Origin of the sequence: Algoriphagus sp. PAP.12, assembly GCF_026652115.1 — a bacterium.
Lineage (GTDB): Bacteria > Bacteroidota > Bacteroidia > Cytophagales > Cyclobacteriaceae > Algoriphagus.
In genome coordinates this window covers 159,967-178,179 of record NZ_JAPPSQ010000010.1, presented here as the reverse complement: position 1 = coordinate 178,179, position 18,213 = coordinate 159,967, and the positions used below count along the sequence as shown (strand labels likewise).

General features: G+C 39.3%; 9 protein-coding genes. 7 read left to right on the top strand and 2 right to left on the bottom strand.

Features of this window, described 5'->3' with window-relative positions:
* Position 1: 1 nt before the first annotated feature.
* Genes O0V13_RS13525 through O0V13_RS13515 form a run of 3 tightly spaced genes read left to right on the top strand, consistent with a single transcriptional unit; the run spans position 2 to position 11,669 of the window.
* Positions 2-3,232: a hypothetical protein gene (locus O0V13_RS13525; protein ID WP_268035501.1), complete on the top strand. Its 3,231-nt coding sequence runs from the start codon at positions 2-4 to the stop codon at positions 3,230-3,232.
* 5 nt (positions 3,233-3,237) lie between these two features.
* On the top strand, positions 3,238-9,735 hold the full coding sequence (locus tag O0V13_RS13520) for a hypothetical protein (protein ID WP_268035500.1): 6,498 nt from the start codon (positions 3,238-3,240) through the stop codon (positions 9,733-9,735).
* 2 nt (positions 9,736-9,737) lie between these two features.
* Positions 9,738-11,669: a hypothetical protein gene (locus O0V13_RS13515; RefSeq protein ID WP_268035499.1), complete on the top strand. Its 1,932-nt coding sequence runs from the start codon at positions 9,738-9,740 to the stop codon at positions 11,667-11,669.
* 181 nt (positions 11,670-11,850) lie between these two features.
* On the opposite strand, the gene O0V13_RS13510 is transcribed toward O0V13_RS13515, so the two are convergent.
* The gene (locus O0V13_RS13510; protein ID WP_268035498.1) at positions 11,851-12,828 is read right to left on the bottom strand and encodes a hypothetical protein; all 978 of its coding nucleotides are present in this window, start codon (positions 12,826-12,828) and stop codon (positions 11,851-11,853) included.
* A 126-nt stretch (positions 12,829-12,954) separates the two neighbouring features.
* Here O0V13_RS13510 and hemB point away from each other — a divergent pair, with 126 nt between their 5' ends.
* The 4 genes from hemB to O0V13_RS13490 all read left to right on the top strand — a co-directional run bounded on the left by hemB (position 12,955) and on the right by O0V13_RS13490 (position 17,660).
* Positions 12,955-13,923: a porphobilinogen synthase gene (hemB, locus tag O0V13_RS13505; RefSeq protein ID WP_268035497.1), complete on the top strand. Its 969-nt coding sequence runs from the start codon at positions 12,955-12,957 to the stop codon at positions 13,921-13,923.
* Positions 13,924-14,441: 518 nt separating this feature from the next.
* Positions 14,442-15,737: an ammonium transporter gene (locus tag O0V13_RS13500; RefSeq protein WP_268035496.1), complete on the top strand. Its 1,296-nt coding sequence runs from the start codon at positions 14,442-14,444 to the stop codon at positions 15,735-15,737.
* Positions 15,738-15,840: 103 nt separating this feature from the next.
* Entirely contained in the window at positions 15,841-17,010 is a 1,170-nt protein-coding gene (locus tag O0V13_RS13495) for a porin (protein ID WP_268035495.1), read from the top strand.
* 290 nt (positions 17,011-17,300) lie between these two features.
* Complete coding sequence (locus O0V13_RS13490; protein ID WP_268035494.1) at positions 17,301-17,660, top strand: hypothetical protein; 360 nt, start codon at positions 17,301-17,303, stop codon at positions 17,658-17,660.
* 104 nt (positions 17,661-17,764) lie between these two features.
* Here the strand turns inward: O0V13_RS13490 and O0V13_RS13485 are convergent, their stop codons facing one another.
* Positions 17,765-18,139 (bottom strand): co-chaperone GroES, encoded by a 375-nt coding sequence (locus O0V13_RS13485; protein ID WP_268035493.1) that lies wholly within the window; start codon positions 18,137-18,139, stop codon positions 17,765-17,767.
* Between the last annotated feature and the right edge of the window lie 74 nt (positions 18,140-18,213).

The window sequence follows — 18,213 nt, the reverse complement described above, 5'->3', positions numbered from 1 at the left end:
TATGCCAGATTCTGTTTTAGCTAGTTATTCTTTTTTGCCATGGGTGCGCAAAGGCTTAGGAAATGAAATCATTGAAGCCGATTTTTTGGGAAATGCTATTCCCAACAATGCCGCTGTGGAGAGACCTGAAATTACTGTTTCGGTCAACTTGAAAGCCACAAAAGGTGAGCTGGAGCATATACCTGCACCAGTCCAAAAAGTGGTCAAAGTTCAAGGCCCAGGAGATGTTTTGGGAGTAAATTCCAAATCGATAATTCGGGTTCATCCCAAAAGAGGGGTGGCCAATTTTGAAACCAACAACCTTTGTTATGTTGAGTTCTACGAGGAAGATCTTCCTTGGAGATTTACACCGGCTAAGGCTGTTGGCAATAAGCTTAGGCCTTGGTTGGCTTTGATCGTTTTGAAGGAAAATGAATTTGAGAAAAGCACTGGAGGAACTCCGACACCTTTTATAAATATTACCAACGATGCTTTGTCAAAAGCCTTTTGTAATGAAAAAGACACTTTTGCTTTGGCACATGTGCATGTATTGGAAGATTTAGGAGATAATCCTGCAAATGCGGCAAGTCAATTAGCCGGGAAACTGGCCAAAAATCCTGATTTGGCACTTTCTAGGGTGCTGTGTCCGAGAAAGCTGGAGTATACAGGTCCCAATCCAAGTTTGGACTTTGATCCCAATGTGTACCATGCTTTTTTAATTCCGGCTTTTGAAACGGGCAGATTGGCAGGTTTGGGTTTGGACACTGAAGGGATTCCTGCACAAAAAACTTCTTGGACAAGATCCGCGATTTCAGGAGGAACAAATCCATCCAGTTATCCTTATTATTTCACTTGGTCTTTTAAAGTGGATGAAGGAGGGGATTTTGAAAGCCTTGCTGAGCTACTTGAGGCTCGTGAGCTTCCAGAAAACATTGGCAAGCGAGAAATGGAGATGAAGGAGTTGGGATTTGGAATCAAACCTATTGGAGATGATGCTTTAGGATTTGTGGAAGGTGCTATGAGACATCCCAATTACCAGACGGCTCCATGGCCATTGAGTAATATGGATTTGAAAAAGCAATTGCTGGATGTTTTGAATCTCTCGATGGATCTTCAAGACACAGTCCCATTGGTGAATCCTTCATTTTTTTATTCTCCGATTGTTGAAGAGGACCCGATTATCACTCCGCCGATTTACGGGAAAATGCACAAAGGAATCCTGAAGCTTCAAGCAAATAGTAATGATTGGATTCATAAAATTAACCTCCATCCGAGTTACAGATCTGCGGCAGGTTTAGGAGTTCAGGTAGTCCAAAAACATCAGGACAAATTTATGGAAATGGCTTGGGAACAGATTGGTGAAATCAATGAGGCCAATCAGAAGATTCGCGAGAGTGAGTTGATGAAAAGAGCCACCAAGGCTTTAGCTGCAAAAAAAGTGTTCAAACTTCAAAGTATGGATCTGATCAATGCCGCAGGAAAGGCATTTGAAATGATGAAGTTTGATGCTAATGCAACTATTAAAAAGGAGATCAAAAAATCAACTGTTCCGACTGCTATTAGGTCAGGGACCTTTCTAAAAGTTGCCAATAATTTTACGCCTACAGCATTAATGAACAATGGTGTAGATGGTGCTCTGGAAATCCTGAATCCTACTTTCTTTCAAAAACTGAACGTAAAAGAGGGTAATGCGGGCAAGATATCAGCAGCTCCAAGTAAATCAGAGCCGAAAATTGTTTTGCCTACTTTGAATGCTTTTGAGGCGATCAATAGTGTGGTGTTAGATCCTCCCGTTTCATTTATGGAGCATCTTGCCAATGCAATTCTAAAATTCCCAAATGTCGCTTTTACCACAATCCAAGTATTGCCTCATCTTCCGGGAGACTTTGAAGCGGATGAGGTTGAAAGAGCTACAGCTATATTGAATGGAATCAAGCAAAAAAGCATGGATGGGATTAATAGGATGCTTAAAGTTGATCCTAAAGTCTTTGATGAAAGAATAAGCGAGAATTTTCAGCAAGGGCTTTATGGGCCTTCCGATCAAGTATGGTTTATCAAAGATTCACCTCCTGTCCCTGAACCACTTCAATTCGTTCATAGCGAAATCGTCAAAAGCAGACAAGACTATCTTTCAAGCTTTCAGACCAAGTTCATATCCAAGGTAAATAATGTGAATTTGGTTAAGGTTTTCAAAAAGCCTGTCAAGCCAGTTTTAGCAGTTAATTTTTTAGATCAGATCAAGGTCAAACTGAACCCAGTATTCAATTTTGATCGGAAATTGTCTTCCTTTTTCATGGCCCGATATGCCAATAATAATAAGCCAATCATGGCATATCCGAGATTCCCGATTCCGGTTTATGATTATTTGAAAGAGATATCTCCAGATTATATCATTCCTAATATTTCAGAAATAGAACCCAATACCATCACTTTGATGGAAACCAATAGAGAGTTTATTGAATCATTCATGATGGGAATGAATCATGAGTTCTCCAGAGAATTGCTTTGGAGAGAATTCCCAACAGATATGCGGGGGAGCTACTTCCGCCACTTCTGGGAATACGACAATGACCCAATGAATGATGTTGAATTAGGAGAAGACTATGATGCCTACGTGGATGCAATGCTTGCCAATCAAAATGCTAGAGCTGACATCAAGGAGATTCATAAATGGAATAAACCTTTGGGGCAAAATGAGGAGAAACCAGGTCCTGATTTGGTATTGTTGATTAAAGGGGATTTGCTAAGAAAATACCCAAATACATTGGTTTATGCCCAAAAGGCAAAATATAAAAACGGAAATCCTGCATTACAGCGAGAGTTGACTGATTATGATACTCCAGGTAACGTTATGTGGCCTGTAATTACTGGGACTATTGAACCTGATGTTTATTTCTTTGGATTTGAGCTGTCTCAAGAGGAAGCTAATGGAAATCGCACGAATAATCCGGGTTGGTTTTTTGTCTTGAGAGAAAGACCGGGTCAAGTCAGTTTTGGATTGGATGATTTGGGAGAAGGTCAATTGGATACCACTCCAGATAATTGGAATCAAGTCACTTGGTCGAATATCACAGGAGATCCGACAACGACTCCACCGTATTTGAAAATCAATGGGGTGACGATCAATCTGAGCCCTGGCGGAACAGGCCCGCGTGCTGCCCAATGGGGTGGAAGCAGCAGTGATATGGCCTATATTCTTTATCAATCCCCAATTCTTTTTGCACGTCATGCTTCAACCATGCTAACCGATTAAGCGCTATGTCTATCCCTCAATTAGTAGGAAAATATAACGATCCGATTTTTCATCAAATCAAAACTTCTTTTAATCAGAGAAGTGATGATTTTCCTGTTTTATTGCTTCCGGTACGACTGGAGACCAAGTTTATGGAGTACTCGAGGGTGGTGAAACCCGTGAGCCCTTCAAAAGGCATTACCAATATCGCCGTTCAGAGTACTTATAAGCTGATTTATGATATCCAGGTTTACTTCCAAAAAGTGGAAGAGGAAAAAACAAAAGCCCCTGAGATTGGAAGGAAACTTTCTGTTTTTAAGAGTGAAGTAGAAAAAATTGCTGCAAGCGTCAACAAAATTGAAGAAACTCCAAGGGTGGACAAAGTGGTGCTTCGTGATGCCGCCGGGGACTTGATGTCTTTGATGCAATCCATTAGTGTAGCTTCTTCCATTTCCAAATCTAAAGTAGAATTAAATAAGGAGGTCGGTGAATTGATCAATGCGGTGGAACGAATTAAAACTCCATCCAAGATTATTTACGAAAAGGGGAAGCTTTACTTAGATGCTCTAGTGAAGTTGGAGAAAAGCATCGATTCTATTTTCGTTTCAAATAAAATCAATGCTGCCAGTTTGGATAAAGAGTTGAAGAATATAGAAACTCAGCTGGCACAGATGGATGAAATTGCGGATTCTCCGGATTTCCGGGCTACAGAGGATATGATCCAAAAGATCCAAAGTAAGATATCTTACATCAAGAGACAGCATAAAAGCGGGAATGTTCGCTTGACCAATTTTAAAATCGGGTATACCGGACAAAAAGACTTGAAAAAGGAGGAGTATGAGCTTCGAAAGAAGATCAATGCTCTGAAGGAAAAGATTGATAAAGAAACAGTACCTGTAGTTCGGTTTAGAGAGACCATCAAAACTTTCCCAATCAAGCAGCTCAATGCTCAGATTGTAAAAGCAAACTTCTTTTTAGCTGCAAAAAATAGAGTTGGGATAAAAGATTTCAGAACCTTATCTGTTGTTTACAAGGAACTCACAACCCAGCTAAAATCCATTCAGAAAAATGCGCTATTGCCATTAGATGGTGATTTGAACGATATCAAGCAGTTAAAGACGAACTATGCTAACCTGAAAAGGCAACTTCTAATTTTTCAGAGGGTATCCCAAAAAGTAACTCCAAAAACTAGGATTGAAAAAGCTGCGATTACAAGGTTAAATACCCAGTTGACTACGTTTATGAAGGATTTGCAGGAGCTGGAGCCTGGTTTCAAAAAAGTGGAAAATCAAATCCTTGCAGAAAACAAAATCAAAACGAGTACTCTTTCATCTGTTGCTTCTCGGACTAGTATTTTGAATGCAAGGGAAACTATCAGGGTTAGTAGTACCATCAAGACTCCTCAGCAAAATCTTGCGATTTTAAAAACTCAACTTTCTGATCTTCAAAAGAAAATAAAGGCAACTGCTTCAAGTACAATTTTACTTCCTAGAGGAGATTATAACCAATTGAAGAGCGCCTATTTCAGTCTCAAAGATCAAGTGAATAATGTGTTGGACGCCAACCCGCTTCCAGAAGCCAATGATACGAGGGTCGAAACAGATAAGATGCTAGTCTCCATTGAGAATCAACTTTTAGATCAATTGGTTGATATTAATGATCCAAGGGACCGTTTCTATGAAGCCTATAGGGATAAGGTGATTTTTAGAGTGGAAACAGTAGTTGTTCAAGAATTGTGGGTAAGGATTTTTCCGGATGACATAGCAATAGATAATCATGATGAAAGATTAACGGATCAAGAAGAACAAATTGCTCAGGATTACTACAAGGAAATATTCAGTAAGCCGGAAAGTGAAAGGCAAGCAGCTAAACTAGGTGCTTGGAGGGCAGCTGCAGCTAGTCTTGGCGTAAGAAGAGCTGCTTATGCTATCAGAGCAGTAGAACCGAAAGAGGCAAAAACCGGGAAGGTTCCTCAGATTGAAGACTCAATTGAAGCCTATTTAATTAGGAATTTGGGTTATGAAAGAAAAAGGATTGTAAGGACCAAGAATGAGGCAAGGATTGAAAAGCTCTTGGCAGGTTTTAAAACCGCTCCAACTCAACTAAAGAAACTTCTTTCAGAAAAGAAATTCACCCCATGTTTGGAGACTAAGTCTTCTTTGGATTTAGCGATTAATTACTTCAGACAGCTAATTGATTTGTTGGGTAGTTGGGTTACCAACAGAACCTCTGCCGAACAGAAAGCTCAAATTGAAGAATTGGCATCTTTGATCAATGAATGTGGGAAAATTGTCTATTCCTATTACAAAGAGCATTTGGTAGAATTAAATGAGCCATTTAAACCCACTTTGACTTTTTCAGAAGTTGAAAAAAAGACCAAAAGTTGGGATAGAGCAGGTTTTACAGAAGCTTTACCGGATCGTTTTGTTATTGTCACTAAACGTGGAGGTCAGTATCAGCATATCGTTACAGGTAAAACTGTCCAAAAACCATTGCCGGTAAGCTTGGATCCAAGTGGAGATCAGGCAGAGAGATTCAAGCATCTTCCTAATGGAGATTTAGAAGTTCCAGAAGAGCTTAGCTGGATGTTTGATTTTGATGCTGCAGTAGATGCAGGGATGGGAGTCAAAATTCCATTGGATAAAGATGATTGGGACAATGGTTTTGAATTGGTGATGGCCTATGGAGTGCAGGATAAAAGTGCCCAAGAAAGTCAGGATCAAATAGATAAGCTTTTTACAAATCACTTGTTTAGTGATGGTGGTCTGGAATACTTACCAACAGGAACAGCCACGAACAATACCGAAGATGTAAAATCACCTTATAGGGCTTTGGATAATGATTTTGATGGAGCTTTTGATTTGTTTTTTGCTGAAGAATCCCCGCAATATGTCAATAGCTATGATGATGATAACGAGCTAGATGTAACTGATGGTCAATATTTTAAAGAGGCTCTGGGGCTTCCGAATGAGATTGCAGATTTCATTCGAAATCACGGAAAAAGAGATATCTGTGATGGGAAAGCCATGAACAGAGCTTTATTTAATTCGACTTTGAAATACTTTTTCAGAGTGATGGCAAATAATCTGTTGGAGGATTTTGATATCAATCAAACCATGCTGTTTATGCTCCATCACGTTTCCGCTTTGGGCACCTTGCCAATCTTCAGAGCAGATAATCAACCCTATGGGGTATTGCCAATAAGCCCGGTGAAATTATTCAAAGCCCAAGGGACTACCCAAAAGGGGACAGAGGCAAATTATATTAAGAATCTGACTTTGTTTTTAAAACAGACCAAAGCTGCATTTGATGCTTTCAACTCGAATCCGTTAAATATTAATAGTGCTCAATATGGGGCTGATCCTCAAGCTGAGTTTTTGAAAATTTTAGGTTTGGAGCCTTTGTCCAAGGAATTCTTTTTCAGGTTTGGAGTTAATGCTGCAAACAGATGGCAAGAGCCTGATGAGGAAGGTTCTGGTTTCAATGTCAATTGGGATCATGTGACAGATACCTACGCTCCTTTCAAAGTGGCGGATAATTACAATTTGCTGCTGAAAGGCTTAGGGCACACCACCAAAGGGACTCAAGAAAAAGCTATTTCAAAGGCTAATATTTACAAAAACAGATTTACTGAAGGAAACTTTGTCTTAGGAAATCTAGTCCAAGACCCAGAATTGGGTTCAGAAAGTCTTGCCGTCACTGATAAAGGCATGAACTATATTGAATGGCTTTTGAGTAAGAATAACTTGGCGGAGTTGATCCAAATGAAGCTTTCTGATTTCCCAAAAGCTGAAATTGATGGAGAAAATAAAGTCCAATATACGGTGTTGATGGCGATGCTTCGAGGGGCCTGGATCTATGATCGATCCAGCTATGCCAGGAGAGCGGTTGAGAAATTGAAGGACTTGGATGTGAAAACACTGGAAAGATTGACTTCATCTCACATCGATTTGGTGAGTTATCGATTGGATGCCTGGTTGACTGGTTTGTCAGATTATAGACTTCGTGAGCTTCGCAAAGCCAATTCTACCGGAACTTATTTAGGCGCTTATGGATTTGTGCATGATTTGAAAAAAACACCAGGTCCACAAGTCGTAGCCCCCAATTTGCCAAAGGGATTAGAATCCTCAAATGGTCAGTCTGTAAAAATATTGCCAGATAGTCAAGGATTCATTCATGGTCCAAGTCAAAATCATGCTGTTACGGCGGCAGTCTTAAGGGCAGGTTATAACTCCATCAAAGCAAAAGGTGATAACAATAATGCTTTGGCGATCAATTTGACCTCCAAAAGAGTCAGAATGGCTTTGAATTTATTGGAAGGGGTTGGCAATGGACAGGAAACAGGAGCCCTTTTAGGCTATATGTTTGAAAGAGCTTTACATGAAAAATATAAGGACGGTGCCAATAATCCATTGGAGATGGACGTCTACATCTATCGTCTAAGAAGGAAGTTTCCTACTTATTCAGATTCTTCAGTTGATCCGACAGACACCAGTCAGTCTGAATCGATAAAAGCAGCAAATGTCCTAGATGGTTTGGCGCTTTTGGATCACATTGAAAAAAATATGGAAGACCAAGGCAAGTGGGATGGTAACAAGACTTTTGTAGATAATTTGATCAACTCAGGGGCTACTCCAATCAGTTTTAAGGGGTATCCGTGGGGTTTGGGTAGCCAGTTGCCGACTTTGACTAGTGATCTGGAAAGAAAGAAGATGCGAGCGATTATTCATGAATTGGATAATATGGCGGACGCAATAGACTCATTGGGTGATCTGGTGACAGCTGAAGGAGTCTATCAATTAGTTCGAGGAAATCATACCCGGGCAAGTGCAGTTCTAAATTCTATATCAGAAGGAAGAGTGCCTTTGGATCCTGAAATTATCAGAAGTATGAGAGAGGGAGTGATGGTTACTCAGAGAGCGATTCTACAAATTCCAGTAATAGGGAATACAAATTCTCCTTGGGTTGGAGTTTCCGTAAGTCCAAGAAGTAAAGCGGATCCATCATTGAATAATTGGATTGCAGGAAAAATTGGTGATCCTGAACGGGTTTCTTGGAATTTAATTTTTGGAGAAACTGAATCCTCTATGAATTTGCTTGATCTTGGAATGCAACCTATTGATTTGGTGATGCTAATCACTACAGGAGGGGAAGAAAGTCAAAATGAGTTGAAAGCCAGATGTGTCGATTTTGTATTGCAAAATGGGGCAAGCGAGGATGATGATATTGAGATCAAATTCAATGAGGCCTCAGCCTCTGATAAGTTGAGCTTTGGGGAAATAATTTCCCTGATTCAGCATCTAGGTAAGGTGGTTGGAGCTTCCAGAGGAGCTGATGCCAGAGACTATAGGATTGCTGAGGATGATTCCAATTTTGGGCCAGTGGCACCGGGAATTGATACCGATGATCTAATGACTAGAATGAAAGCAGCTTTTACAGAATATTCAGACTTGTTTGATTCTTTAGTTCCATTTGAAGCATCAAAAACCAGCTATACTCAACCTCAACATGAATTAGCGATCGAATCATTGAAATCCCTGACGGTATTCGGTTTCCCTGGTTTTTATCCAAGTGATAAAAATGAGGACGTGTTGTCCTTGGCTCAAAGAATTATTTCTGCGAAAAGCAAAATGGCTGAAAATATCGCATTTGCTCAGGCAAAATTAGCGGAATTGGAGTTGGAGGTCGATCAAGGTAAATGGGTCGGTTTCTTAGGTGAATTTTGTTCCAAATTTTTTGGAAGCGGATTTAAAATGATTCCAAAAGTCACCATCTCCAATGAAACCGATCTCAATTCACAACTGAATATGGCATTAACAGAAAGTCCATTAAGACATCATCCTGAAGGTTATCCTCAAGACTGGTGGTCTGGAATTTCTCTCGTCAGAAATAGACTTAATTACCTAGAGACGATTTCTATATTGGGAGAAGTTTTAAATGAGGATACAATAAGTTTCAAACCAGCTCAGTTACCGTTTGATATGAATGCCCTGCCTCCTGTTGCTGAGCGAGATTTTTGGTTAGGGGCAGCATATCCGGACACCTATAAGCCTGATGGAGATAGGTTGTCTTTGTTACTTTTTGGAACAGAAAATCTTCAAGAGACCAGTTGTGCCTTAATGCTTGATGAATGGATGGAGGTGATTCCAGATGAAAAAGAAACCACCGGTATTGCCTTCCATTTTAATCAACCAGATTCTAGAGCCCCACAAAATTTATTGTTGGCAGTGACTCCTGAGAAAACTGGCCTTTGGGATTTTGAGGAATTGGGACTTTGTGTCGAGGAGGCTTTCAATTTGGCAAAATTGAGATCTGTAGAACCTGACCAGATCGATGAATCGATGTTTGCACAACTTCTACCTGCGACGGCAACCTTGTCTTTTGGAGATGACAAGTTTGCTCAAGAATTAGCTTCGGTTGATGATATTCCTGAGAATGATCCTCAGCCTGAAGATGAAGAAAGTCTTGGCTATTTCATCGATTATACTAGTGTAAATGAAGGATATGAACCTGAAAATCTTTAATCATGGCCATAGATTTATATAACCCATGCGAACCCTTTCGGGCCTATAATAGAATAGAAGGAAGACCGAGAGAAGAAGAGTTAGATGATGCTTTGGCAGCCAAAATCAATGATCCTCTTTGGATGCTTGCTAGGCAGTTTCAGTTTGGAGAACTGAAGGGAGAGGATGCTGGTTCTGCCATTTTTGCAAAAGCAGCAATCAACACTGTTCGAATGACTTCATTTACCGGCGGAAATGGTCAAAAGGTCCCCTATTCAGAAGTGATTCCATTGGAAACTCAAGTGGAAAGATTGATTCCGGATATCGACTTGAAGTTAGCTGCGAAGTTGGGTAAGAAATTTTATGCCTTTTTAGAAATAGAAGGAGGTAGTGCACCTGCGTCAGCTGGATATTCCTCTGGAATGTATAAAGATCTTTTAAATAAAAGATTTCCATTTGAAGTCCCTGTGATAAATGAAAGTGATACTGCGCAGGAAGCTGCTGCAAAAGCAAGAACATTGAGTCTTCAACAAGCCTCTTCTTTTTTAAGGGCGATGGCAGGACGAGCTATCAATGGTCGTGGGCTTTGGATTGAATTGGGAGGTGTTTTCACAGGAGTGAATGCCTGGGTTTTACCTTCCAATCAGCTTCCGTCAGGCCCCAAATTCATTAATTCAAAGCATCAAACAATTTTTCAGGAAGCTGCCAAAAAATGGATCGCTTTTGTAAAAGAGGAATTAAATCTTCCAAAAGATGATGAGGATGACTCTTGGTTTAAAGAGAGATTGGAATACAGTTTTAAAACAAGTGTAGATGAGGGGAATGGAAGTGAAACTGATTTGAAATCAGATGAATATTTTCAAGGCCATTTGGACTGGTACTCCTTTGATGTGTCTAAGCAGATGAATGGCGGTGTGAAAGTATTCGATGATACTATTCGGAAAAGAGAGGTGTTGACAGTGATTCCTTCCGAGGCGAGTTTTGCCGGAATGCCTAATTCCCGATGGTGGGAAATGGAAGACGGCTCTATTGACTTAGGAAATTTGAAGGCTTCCGATACGGATATTGCCAAGATTTTGGTGACTCAATATGCACTACAATATAGCAATGACTGGTTGGCGATACCTTATGAAATAGCGACAGGAAGTTTTGTTGAAGTGGAAGGCGTTTTAGTGAGGGATACTTTCGGACAAAATTATTTGGTAGAGGCTGCACACAAAGATGGAGAGAGCTGGAATGAATGGAATATGTATTCTTTGTCGGTAGATACCGGTGAATTTAAAATACCTGAATTTGATAAGAGGATTCTTCTTCCTGCATCTTCTGCTAAGACTTTAGAAAGCGAATCAATTGAAGAAATCAAATTCATTAGAGATGAAATGGCCAATATGGTATGGGGAATAGAATCCAGAATCCCAGATGGTCTTGGTGGCGGAATGGATGGGTATGAAGCTGCAAATAATCTAAAAGCGGAATTTGAAAGAATGATTCAGGAAGATGAAGTCCCGGAGGAGTTGGTACTTCCTGAGGTGAATTTGAATTCGCAGGAAAATAAAGCCAATACGTACAAACCACAGCTGAAATATCAATTAGGAAATACAGTGGGTGAAAATTGGATTCCATTCATTGCGGTCCATCAAAATGGCTCCAATCGGGAAATTCATTTTCAGAGAGCATCTATGCCAAGAATCAATGAATTATTCGAACCTCATGCAGTTAGACCAAGAACCCAACTGCTCCGTGAGGGGATCAATGAATTGGATAATCAATTAACACCACTTTATATTAATGAAGAAGAGATTCCAAGAGCGGGCGCAAAATTGACAGGGACTTACCAGCGTACCCGGTGGTATAACGGTAAAATTGTTTCTTGGTATGGCCGAAGAAAACGAACAGGAAGAGGTGAAGGAAGTAGTGGTTTGAGATTTGATTTAGTGTTGGAAAATAAGGAGTAAATACCTAAATTAAGATATCAAAAATGACATAATAATATTTAAGATAAATGCACTTCGGTGTTAGGAATCTGAGCAAGCAAGAGAGACAAACTGGAAATTGGAACTAGATAAAAGCAAAAGCGAAGAGCAATGCATTGGCACTCTGTAGGCACAGTGGCGTCTTCTACGGGAGACGTTTTTTTTATGTCAAATTTTCAAGGATTTGATTGGCGCAGTCGCGAGGGGAGCTGTTATCGGTAGTGAGCTCAAATTCATTTCCATCAATCGATTGATAAGATTCCGAGCGGTCAAAGTATTCTATCAGATGCCTGGCAACTTTGTGATAATCTTTTTTTTCAAGAAGCTTTAAAATTTCATTTGCTTCATGTTGGCCAATTCTAAATTTGAGTTTTTCTATTCCCTCCTTGAGCTTCAAATCGTTGATATTGGCATATTCTTTTACTAGTCGTTCTATTCTTTCTTCTTTAGAGAGAGAAATCCGAATTTTCTTTGAAGTATCAAGAGCCTCAGATAGTAAAAGCGGGATCATGTTTTTTCCAAGTCCTACTTTTTCTGATTCCACAAAAACTGGCTTATCTACTGAAAATCTTGCTAAAGTTTCGGCTAATCTGATTGTGAAAGTTTCTTGGCTAGGCTGGGTATTGTTTTGGAGGTTTCCAAATGTGGAACCATTGTGATTGGCTATTTCCTCAAGGTTCAGGGTTTGTTGGCCTTCGTTAGTTAGTAGTATTAATAAATCCGTTTTTCCTACTCCTGTTTCTCCATATAGTGTGAAGAGTTTATATGGTTTCTTGAAGATTTGATTTGCTTCTTCAAGAAGAGATTTCAGTCCTCCAGAATAAATATAAAGATCCGTTTTAGGCCTGTAGTGTTGCCAAATTGCCTTTGCTATAATTTCAGGAGAATCGTCAAATATTAAAGTAGGTTTTGTGGATAGGATTTCATTTGAATGAATTTCAATTTTATCCATCAATGATTTTCCTAATTCATTAGAGAAACCTCTTCTTTTAAGTTGGTTTAATTCACTTTCATTTAGAAGGTGGATTTGAGATGCAAAAGGGATGGGGCTGCTGGTTTGCTTCTCCCTAGCTCTGACATCAATGCAATGATATTGATCTAGAAATTCAAAAATGCGATGAATGTATTTTTTTTGATTCATTGAAAAAGTCATTTCTCTAAGATAAAAAATGGTAACTCAATTTTCCATCTTTGGAGAGGTTTAGTGTCCAATTGCTTTAAGGGGGAAATTCTCGTTCGTACCTTTGTCTGGGTAAATTCTTAAACGATGCTTAGACGACCAAGAAGAAATAGAAAATCAGAGGCTGTTCGAAATTTAATAGAGGAGACCTCTCTATCTGTGAATGATTTAATTTTCCCAATGTTTCTGGTGGAAGGACAGGGTAAAAAAATAGAGGTTGACTCTATGCCGGGGATTTATCGTTTTTCAATAGATACCATGCTTTCGGAAATTGAATCCTGTATGAAGCTTGGGGTTATGTCTTTTGATGTTTTTCCAGCTTATCCAGAAAGTCTTAAGGATGCGATGGCTTCAGAATCTTATAACTCAGAAACTTTTTACTTAAAGGGATTGAGAGAGATAAAAAAGAATTTTCCTGAGCTCTGTTTGATGTCTGATGTGGCCATGGATCCTTATAGTAGTGATGGTCATGACGGAATCGTAAAAGACGGTAAGATTTTGAATGATGAAACTCTCGAGGTTTTGAGTAGAATGTCTCTAGCCCAGGCTGATGCCGGAGTTGATATTATAGGTCCATCAGACATGATGGATGGGAGGGTAGGTTTTATCCGTGAAGCATTGGACGAGTATGGATTTACTGACACCTCTATTATGTCCTATACTGCCAAATATGCAAGTGCTTTTTATGGCCCATTTAGAGATGCCTTGGATTCGGCTCCAAAGTTTGGAGACAAAAAGACCTATCAGATGAATCCCGCTAATGTTCAAGAGGCGTTGATTGAGGCGGATTTGGATATGGAAGAAGGTGCTGACTTTTTAATGGTGAAACCAGCATTGGCTTATCTTGATATCATTAAGCTCTTGCATGATAATTACCCCTTGCCAATTGCAGCTTACAATGTGTCGGGAGAGTATTCAATGTTGAAAGCTTCGGCTCAAAAAGGATGGTTAGAAAATGATCGAGCAATGGTTGAAATGCTGACTAGTATTAAGCGATCTGGAGCAAAGATTATTCTGACATACTTTGCAAAAGAGTTTGCGATTCTAAAATCATAAAAGAGGTCTTTATTTTATGTATAAGCTCGAAGAAATTCGAGCTTTTTTTGTTTAGTAGGGCTAAATTTTACCCTGTTCATTAAAGAATTGTGTACATAATGCTGAAGTTAGGTGAAAAAAAAATGACCAAAATTGAATTTTTATATTTTTCGTAATTTTAGTCCATCGGTATAAAATTCAAAAAAAATCAGTTTTTTGGAATATTATTTTAATGAACATTGATTTTTATTCCTTTTGTTCTGATTCAATTATTTCGAAAACGGTTTCGGAAAATATCATATAACATTTCCAAATAATATTCTTTTTAATATAATGGTTTAAAAACACCCTGATTTGCCCAATATTTTGAAAATAATGTAAAAAATGGATTGTAAAACAGCTAAAAAGAGTGGTAGAAATGGTTTTTGTTAAAAATCTGATTTGTTTTTTAACTTTCTTTTGAACTACATTGCTTTAAGAAATTTTCTTTCAGACCTACACAAAATTTTGAAAAAAGTTCAAATTTTAAACAAAAACCTATGAAGTATTTTGACGCCCTGTTGGTCAATCAAATGGCCGCAACGGATCTCTCGGTTGAGATCTCAAACAACCTCCTCACGGCAAATAATGTCTGGATGATGTTGTCTACCGCCTTAGTGTTTATCATGCACTTGGGATTTGCGGGGGTAGAGGCTGGCTTTGGCCAGGCAAAGAACACCGTGAATATTCTATTCAAGAATACCATTACACCAATCATTGGGATTATGTCCTATGCTGTGATCGGTTTCTTTTTAATGTATCCAGGATTTGATGTCCCTGGATGGTTTGGTTTCGATGGGGCTGGCTGGAGTATGTTCTGGTTTTCTCCTGGTGATGCAGATGTAACATTTGGGTATGCTGATGGGGGCTATACTTATTGGACCGACTTTCTTTTCCAAGCCATGTTTGCCGCAACGGCAGCAACTATTGTTTCTGGAGCAATCGCAGAACGTGTTAAACTAGGTGCCTATCTGATCTTTACATTGTTCTTTGTAGGAATTGTTTATCCATTAATTGGTAGCTGGAAATGGGGTGGAGGAGCTCTAGATGATATGGGATTCTATGATTTTGCTGGTAGTACGCTTGTTCATTCTGTAGGTGGATGGGGTGCTTTAGCTGGAGTTATCCTAGTAGGCCCTAGAATTGGTAAGTATGTAAATGGTAAAACAGTTGAAAAACCAGGTTCAAGTGTGCCTTTGGCAGTTATCGGTGTGTTCCTTCTTTGGTTAGGATGGTTCGGATTTAATGGTGGCTCAGTGCTTTCTGCTGATCCAGGTTTGGTTTCTTTTGTTCTAGTGACTACTTCCTTGGCAGCATGCGCTGGAGGATTGGGAGGTTTCTTGGCAGCTTATTTTGCCTTCAAGAGATTGGACTTGGGGATGGTTCTAAATGGTATTTTGGCAGGCTTGGTGTCTATCACGGCTGGTGCAGATGTGATAAATCCTGCTGCAGCGATTTTAGTAGGTTTCATTGGAGGTATCCTTGTAGTGATCTCAGCCATCTTATTAGATAAATTAAAGCTCGATGATGTTGTGGGTGCGGTTTCTGTACACTTGACTTGTGGAGTTTGGGGAACTCTAGCTGTGGGGATTTTTTCTACTAACCCTGATCATTCCTTCTTTACGCAACTAATTGGTGTGGCCATCTGCGGTGCTACCGCCTTTGTGTCAGCTTTCGTAATCTTCTTTGTTCTGAAATCAACTGTAGGTATTAGAGTTTCTGAAGAGCACGAACGTACCGGACTTGATTCTCACGAACACGGAATCCGTGGGTATACCATCGTCTACGACGAATAACAAAAAATTGATCCTAGCCCCATAATGAAATAAACGCGACTCTAATTCAAGGGGGCTAGGATTCTATTGGCAAAAATTTACAAAACCAACACTCAAAAATAAGATGAAGAAAATATATCTACTAATCATATGTCTATCTGTGGTATTTATCAATAAAGGATTTGCACAGGAAGAGGAGGAAAAAACATCCGCATTAACACTTTCAGGATCTGTTGATGCTTATTTTAGAACAAACTTGAATGGTCCAAATAAAGGTGAAAATGCTATGGCACCAGCTACCTCTTTTGGGAATTTGCCGGGGTTCTCTCTTGGTATGGCCAATATTATCGCAACTTATGAAGGTCAAAAGGTGGGGGCTGTAGTTGATTTGGTATTTGGACCAAGAGGAGAAGATGCTGTATTTGGCTCCCCACTATATGCTGGTGGAATGGCAGGAAGTTCCCAAATCGTCAACCAGTTGTATGTGTATTGGAATGCCAGTGATAAAGTGACATTTACGATGGGTAACTTCAATACTTTCCTTGGCTATGAAGTGATTTCTCCAACAGGGAATTTCAATTACTCAACTTCTTATATGTTCTCTTATGGTCCGTTCTCACATACTGGTTTGAAGGCTGATATCGCACTTTCTGATAAGTTCTCTTTCATGGCAGCTGTGATGAACCCAACGGATATGACTGAATTCAACCTGAATGGTACCTATACCTTGGGGGCTCAATTGGGGTATTCTACTGATGCAGGAAGCACGTATTTGAACTTTGTATATGGTGATCAGGATGGGAAACTTTCTGATGATGGAACTTTGACTCCAGGACAAATGTCAGGCGGGAATACTTTTCAAGTTGATTTGACAACAGGATTCAATTTGACAGATGCTCTTTATTTGGGAGTAAATACAACCTATAACACTACTTCTTCTGGTGAGATGTTTAGCGGATCTGACGTTCAGGATGTGGAGGGAGATGGATATGGGTTTTACGGATTTGCAGGATATTTACAGGCTTCTACTTCTGAAACATTTGCATTAGGTTTAAGAGGTGAGTATTTTAATGTCTTCAACGGCGGATTAGATGGAGTTGTAGGGCTTGATGGGGATGGTGATGGAAATGTATTTGCTCTAACACTATCCGGAAATGCGAAAATTGGTAATAATTTGACATTAATTCCCGAAATTAGATTAGATACTATGGGGAATGACTACTTTATGAATAAGGATTTGGCGGCAACCAAAAACCTTTCATCATTTTTATTGGCAGCAGTTTTTGCCTTCTAAAGAAAATAAACAGGGTCTATTGTTGTAGGAAAGCCGGGGTGATTTTCACCTCGGTTTTTTTATTTTTTTGTTTTTTAGCCAAATTTCCATTTTAAATCGAACCGAATCTAAGTGCTTTTAAGCTGATTTTTGTGAAAACACGATGCTTTTCAATCCGAATAAAATGAATACATATTTGGGTTTGATAAATTTATATTTTACCAAATGTCAAAAAACAATCATTAAAGTCTGATTTTCAAAACCTTTTGCTCTTGTATCTGTATATCTTTGTATAACCCAAGTATAGAGATATGAAAAAGTCACTTCTAGTCCTTTCAGCCTTTTTAGTGCTGGGAATAACTGAAGCGCAGGACCTTCCAAAAGGGCCTAAAGCCAAAAATGCAAAAGTCTGGAACAGTAATAAGAAAACCCTTCCAGTGATGTATCAAAGTAACCCTGAGACTATCTCAGGAGCTGATGCAAAGCAATTTAAAACATGGAATTCAGAATCTTCGAAGCTTAGAATTCAGACCCGAAGAGAGATTAATAATCCTAAAGGGTTGGAAGCTAAAAATCGTAAGGTTTGGGAAGAAAGTACTTTGAAAGTGAATTCAAATGCTTCCTATGTAGTTCCAAAAACCTTGAAGAAAAGAAAGTTCTGGTGGCATTAAGCCCAGATTTATATTCATGTAAAAAGGCTCGAAATATTTTTCGAGCCTTTCTTTTTATCCTTAATTAAATATCAGAATCTGCGATAGGTTTTCTCTTGTGTGTTTTAAAGTTCTTGTTCTCTTTCAAGCATTAAAATGGCGCTTTGAGAAACAATGTAAAGTTTTTCGCCTTCGTAGATAACTTCATGTGCTCCAGAGAGTAAGAAAATAGCTAAGTCACCTTCTCTCGCTTGTAGGGGGATATATTTTACTTTTTCTTCCTGGTCCATCCAGGGCTCATGGTCTTCACTAGCAACTGGGATTGGATAGCCTGGGCCAATCTTAATAATATAGCCTTGCTGAACTTTTTCCTTTTCCTGTACACCTGGAGGAAGGTAGAGGCCTGTGCTGGTACGTTCGTTTGGCTTTTTCAATCTAATCAATACGCGGTCTCCCACTACGATTAAATTTTTCAACTTATTGTCTGAAGTTAGTTGCATGTTTTTTGAAAATTGAATCAAGAAACAAAAGCCAAGATTCTAGATTGGTATCTTGATTCTTGGCTTTAGAATAA

Coding starts and splice junctions, on each gene's coding strand:
- O0V13_RS13485 (WP_268035493.1), bottom strand. CDS start 18,139: ATGCAACTAACTTCAGACAATAAGTTGAAAAATTTAATCGTAGTGGGA.
- O0V13_RS13490 (WP_268035494.1), top strand. CDS start 17,301: ATGAAAAAGTCACTTCTAGTCCTTTCAGCCTTTTTAGTGCTGGGAATA.
- O0V13_RS13510 (WP_268035498.1), bottom strand. CDS start 12,828: ATGAATCAAAAAAAATACATTCATCGCATTTTTGAATTTCTAGATCAA.
- O0V13_RS13520 (WP_268035500.1), top strand. CDS start 3,238: ATGTCTATCCCTCAATTAGTAGGAAAATATAACGATCCGATTTTTCAT.
- O0V13_RS13515 (WP_268035499.1), top strand. CDS start 9,738: ATGGCCATAGATTTATATAACCCATGCGAACCCTTTCGGGCCTATAAT.
- hemB (WP_268035497.1), top strand. CDS start 12,955: ATGCTTAGACGACCAAGAAGAAATAGAAAATCAGAGGCTGTTCGAAAT.
- O0V13_RS13495 (WP_268035495.1), top strand. CDS start 15,841: ATGAAGAAAATATATCTACTAATCATATGTCTATCTGTGGTATTTATC.
- O0V13_RS13500 (WP_268035496.1), top strand. CDS start 14,442: ATGAAGTATTTTGACGCCCTGTTGGTCAATCAAATGGCCGCAACGGAT.
- O0V13_RS13525 (WP_268035501.1), top strand. CDS start 2: ATGCCAGATTCTGTTTTAGCTAGTTATTCTTTTTTGCCATGGGTGCGC.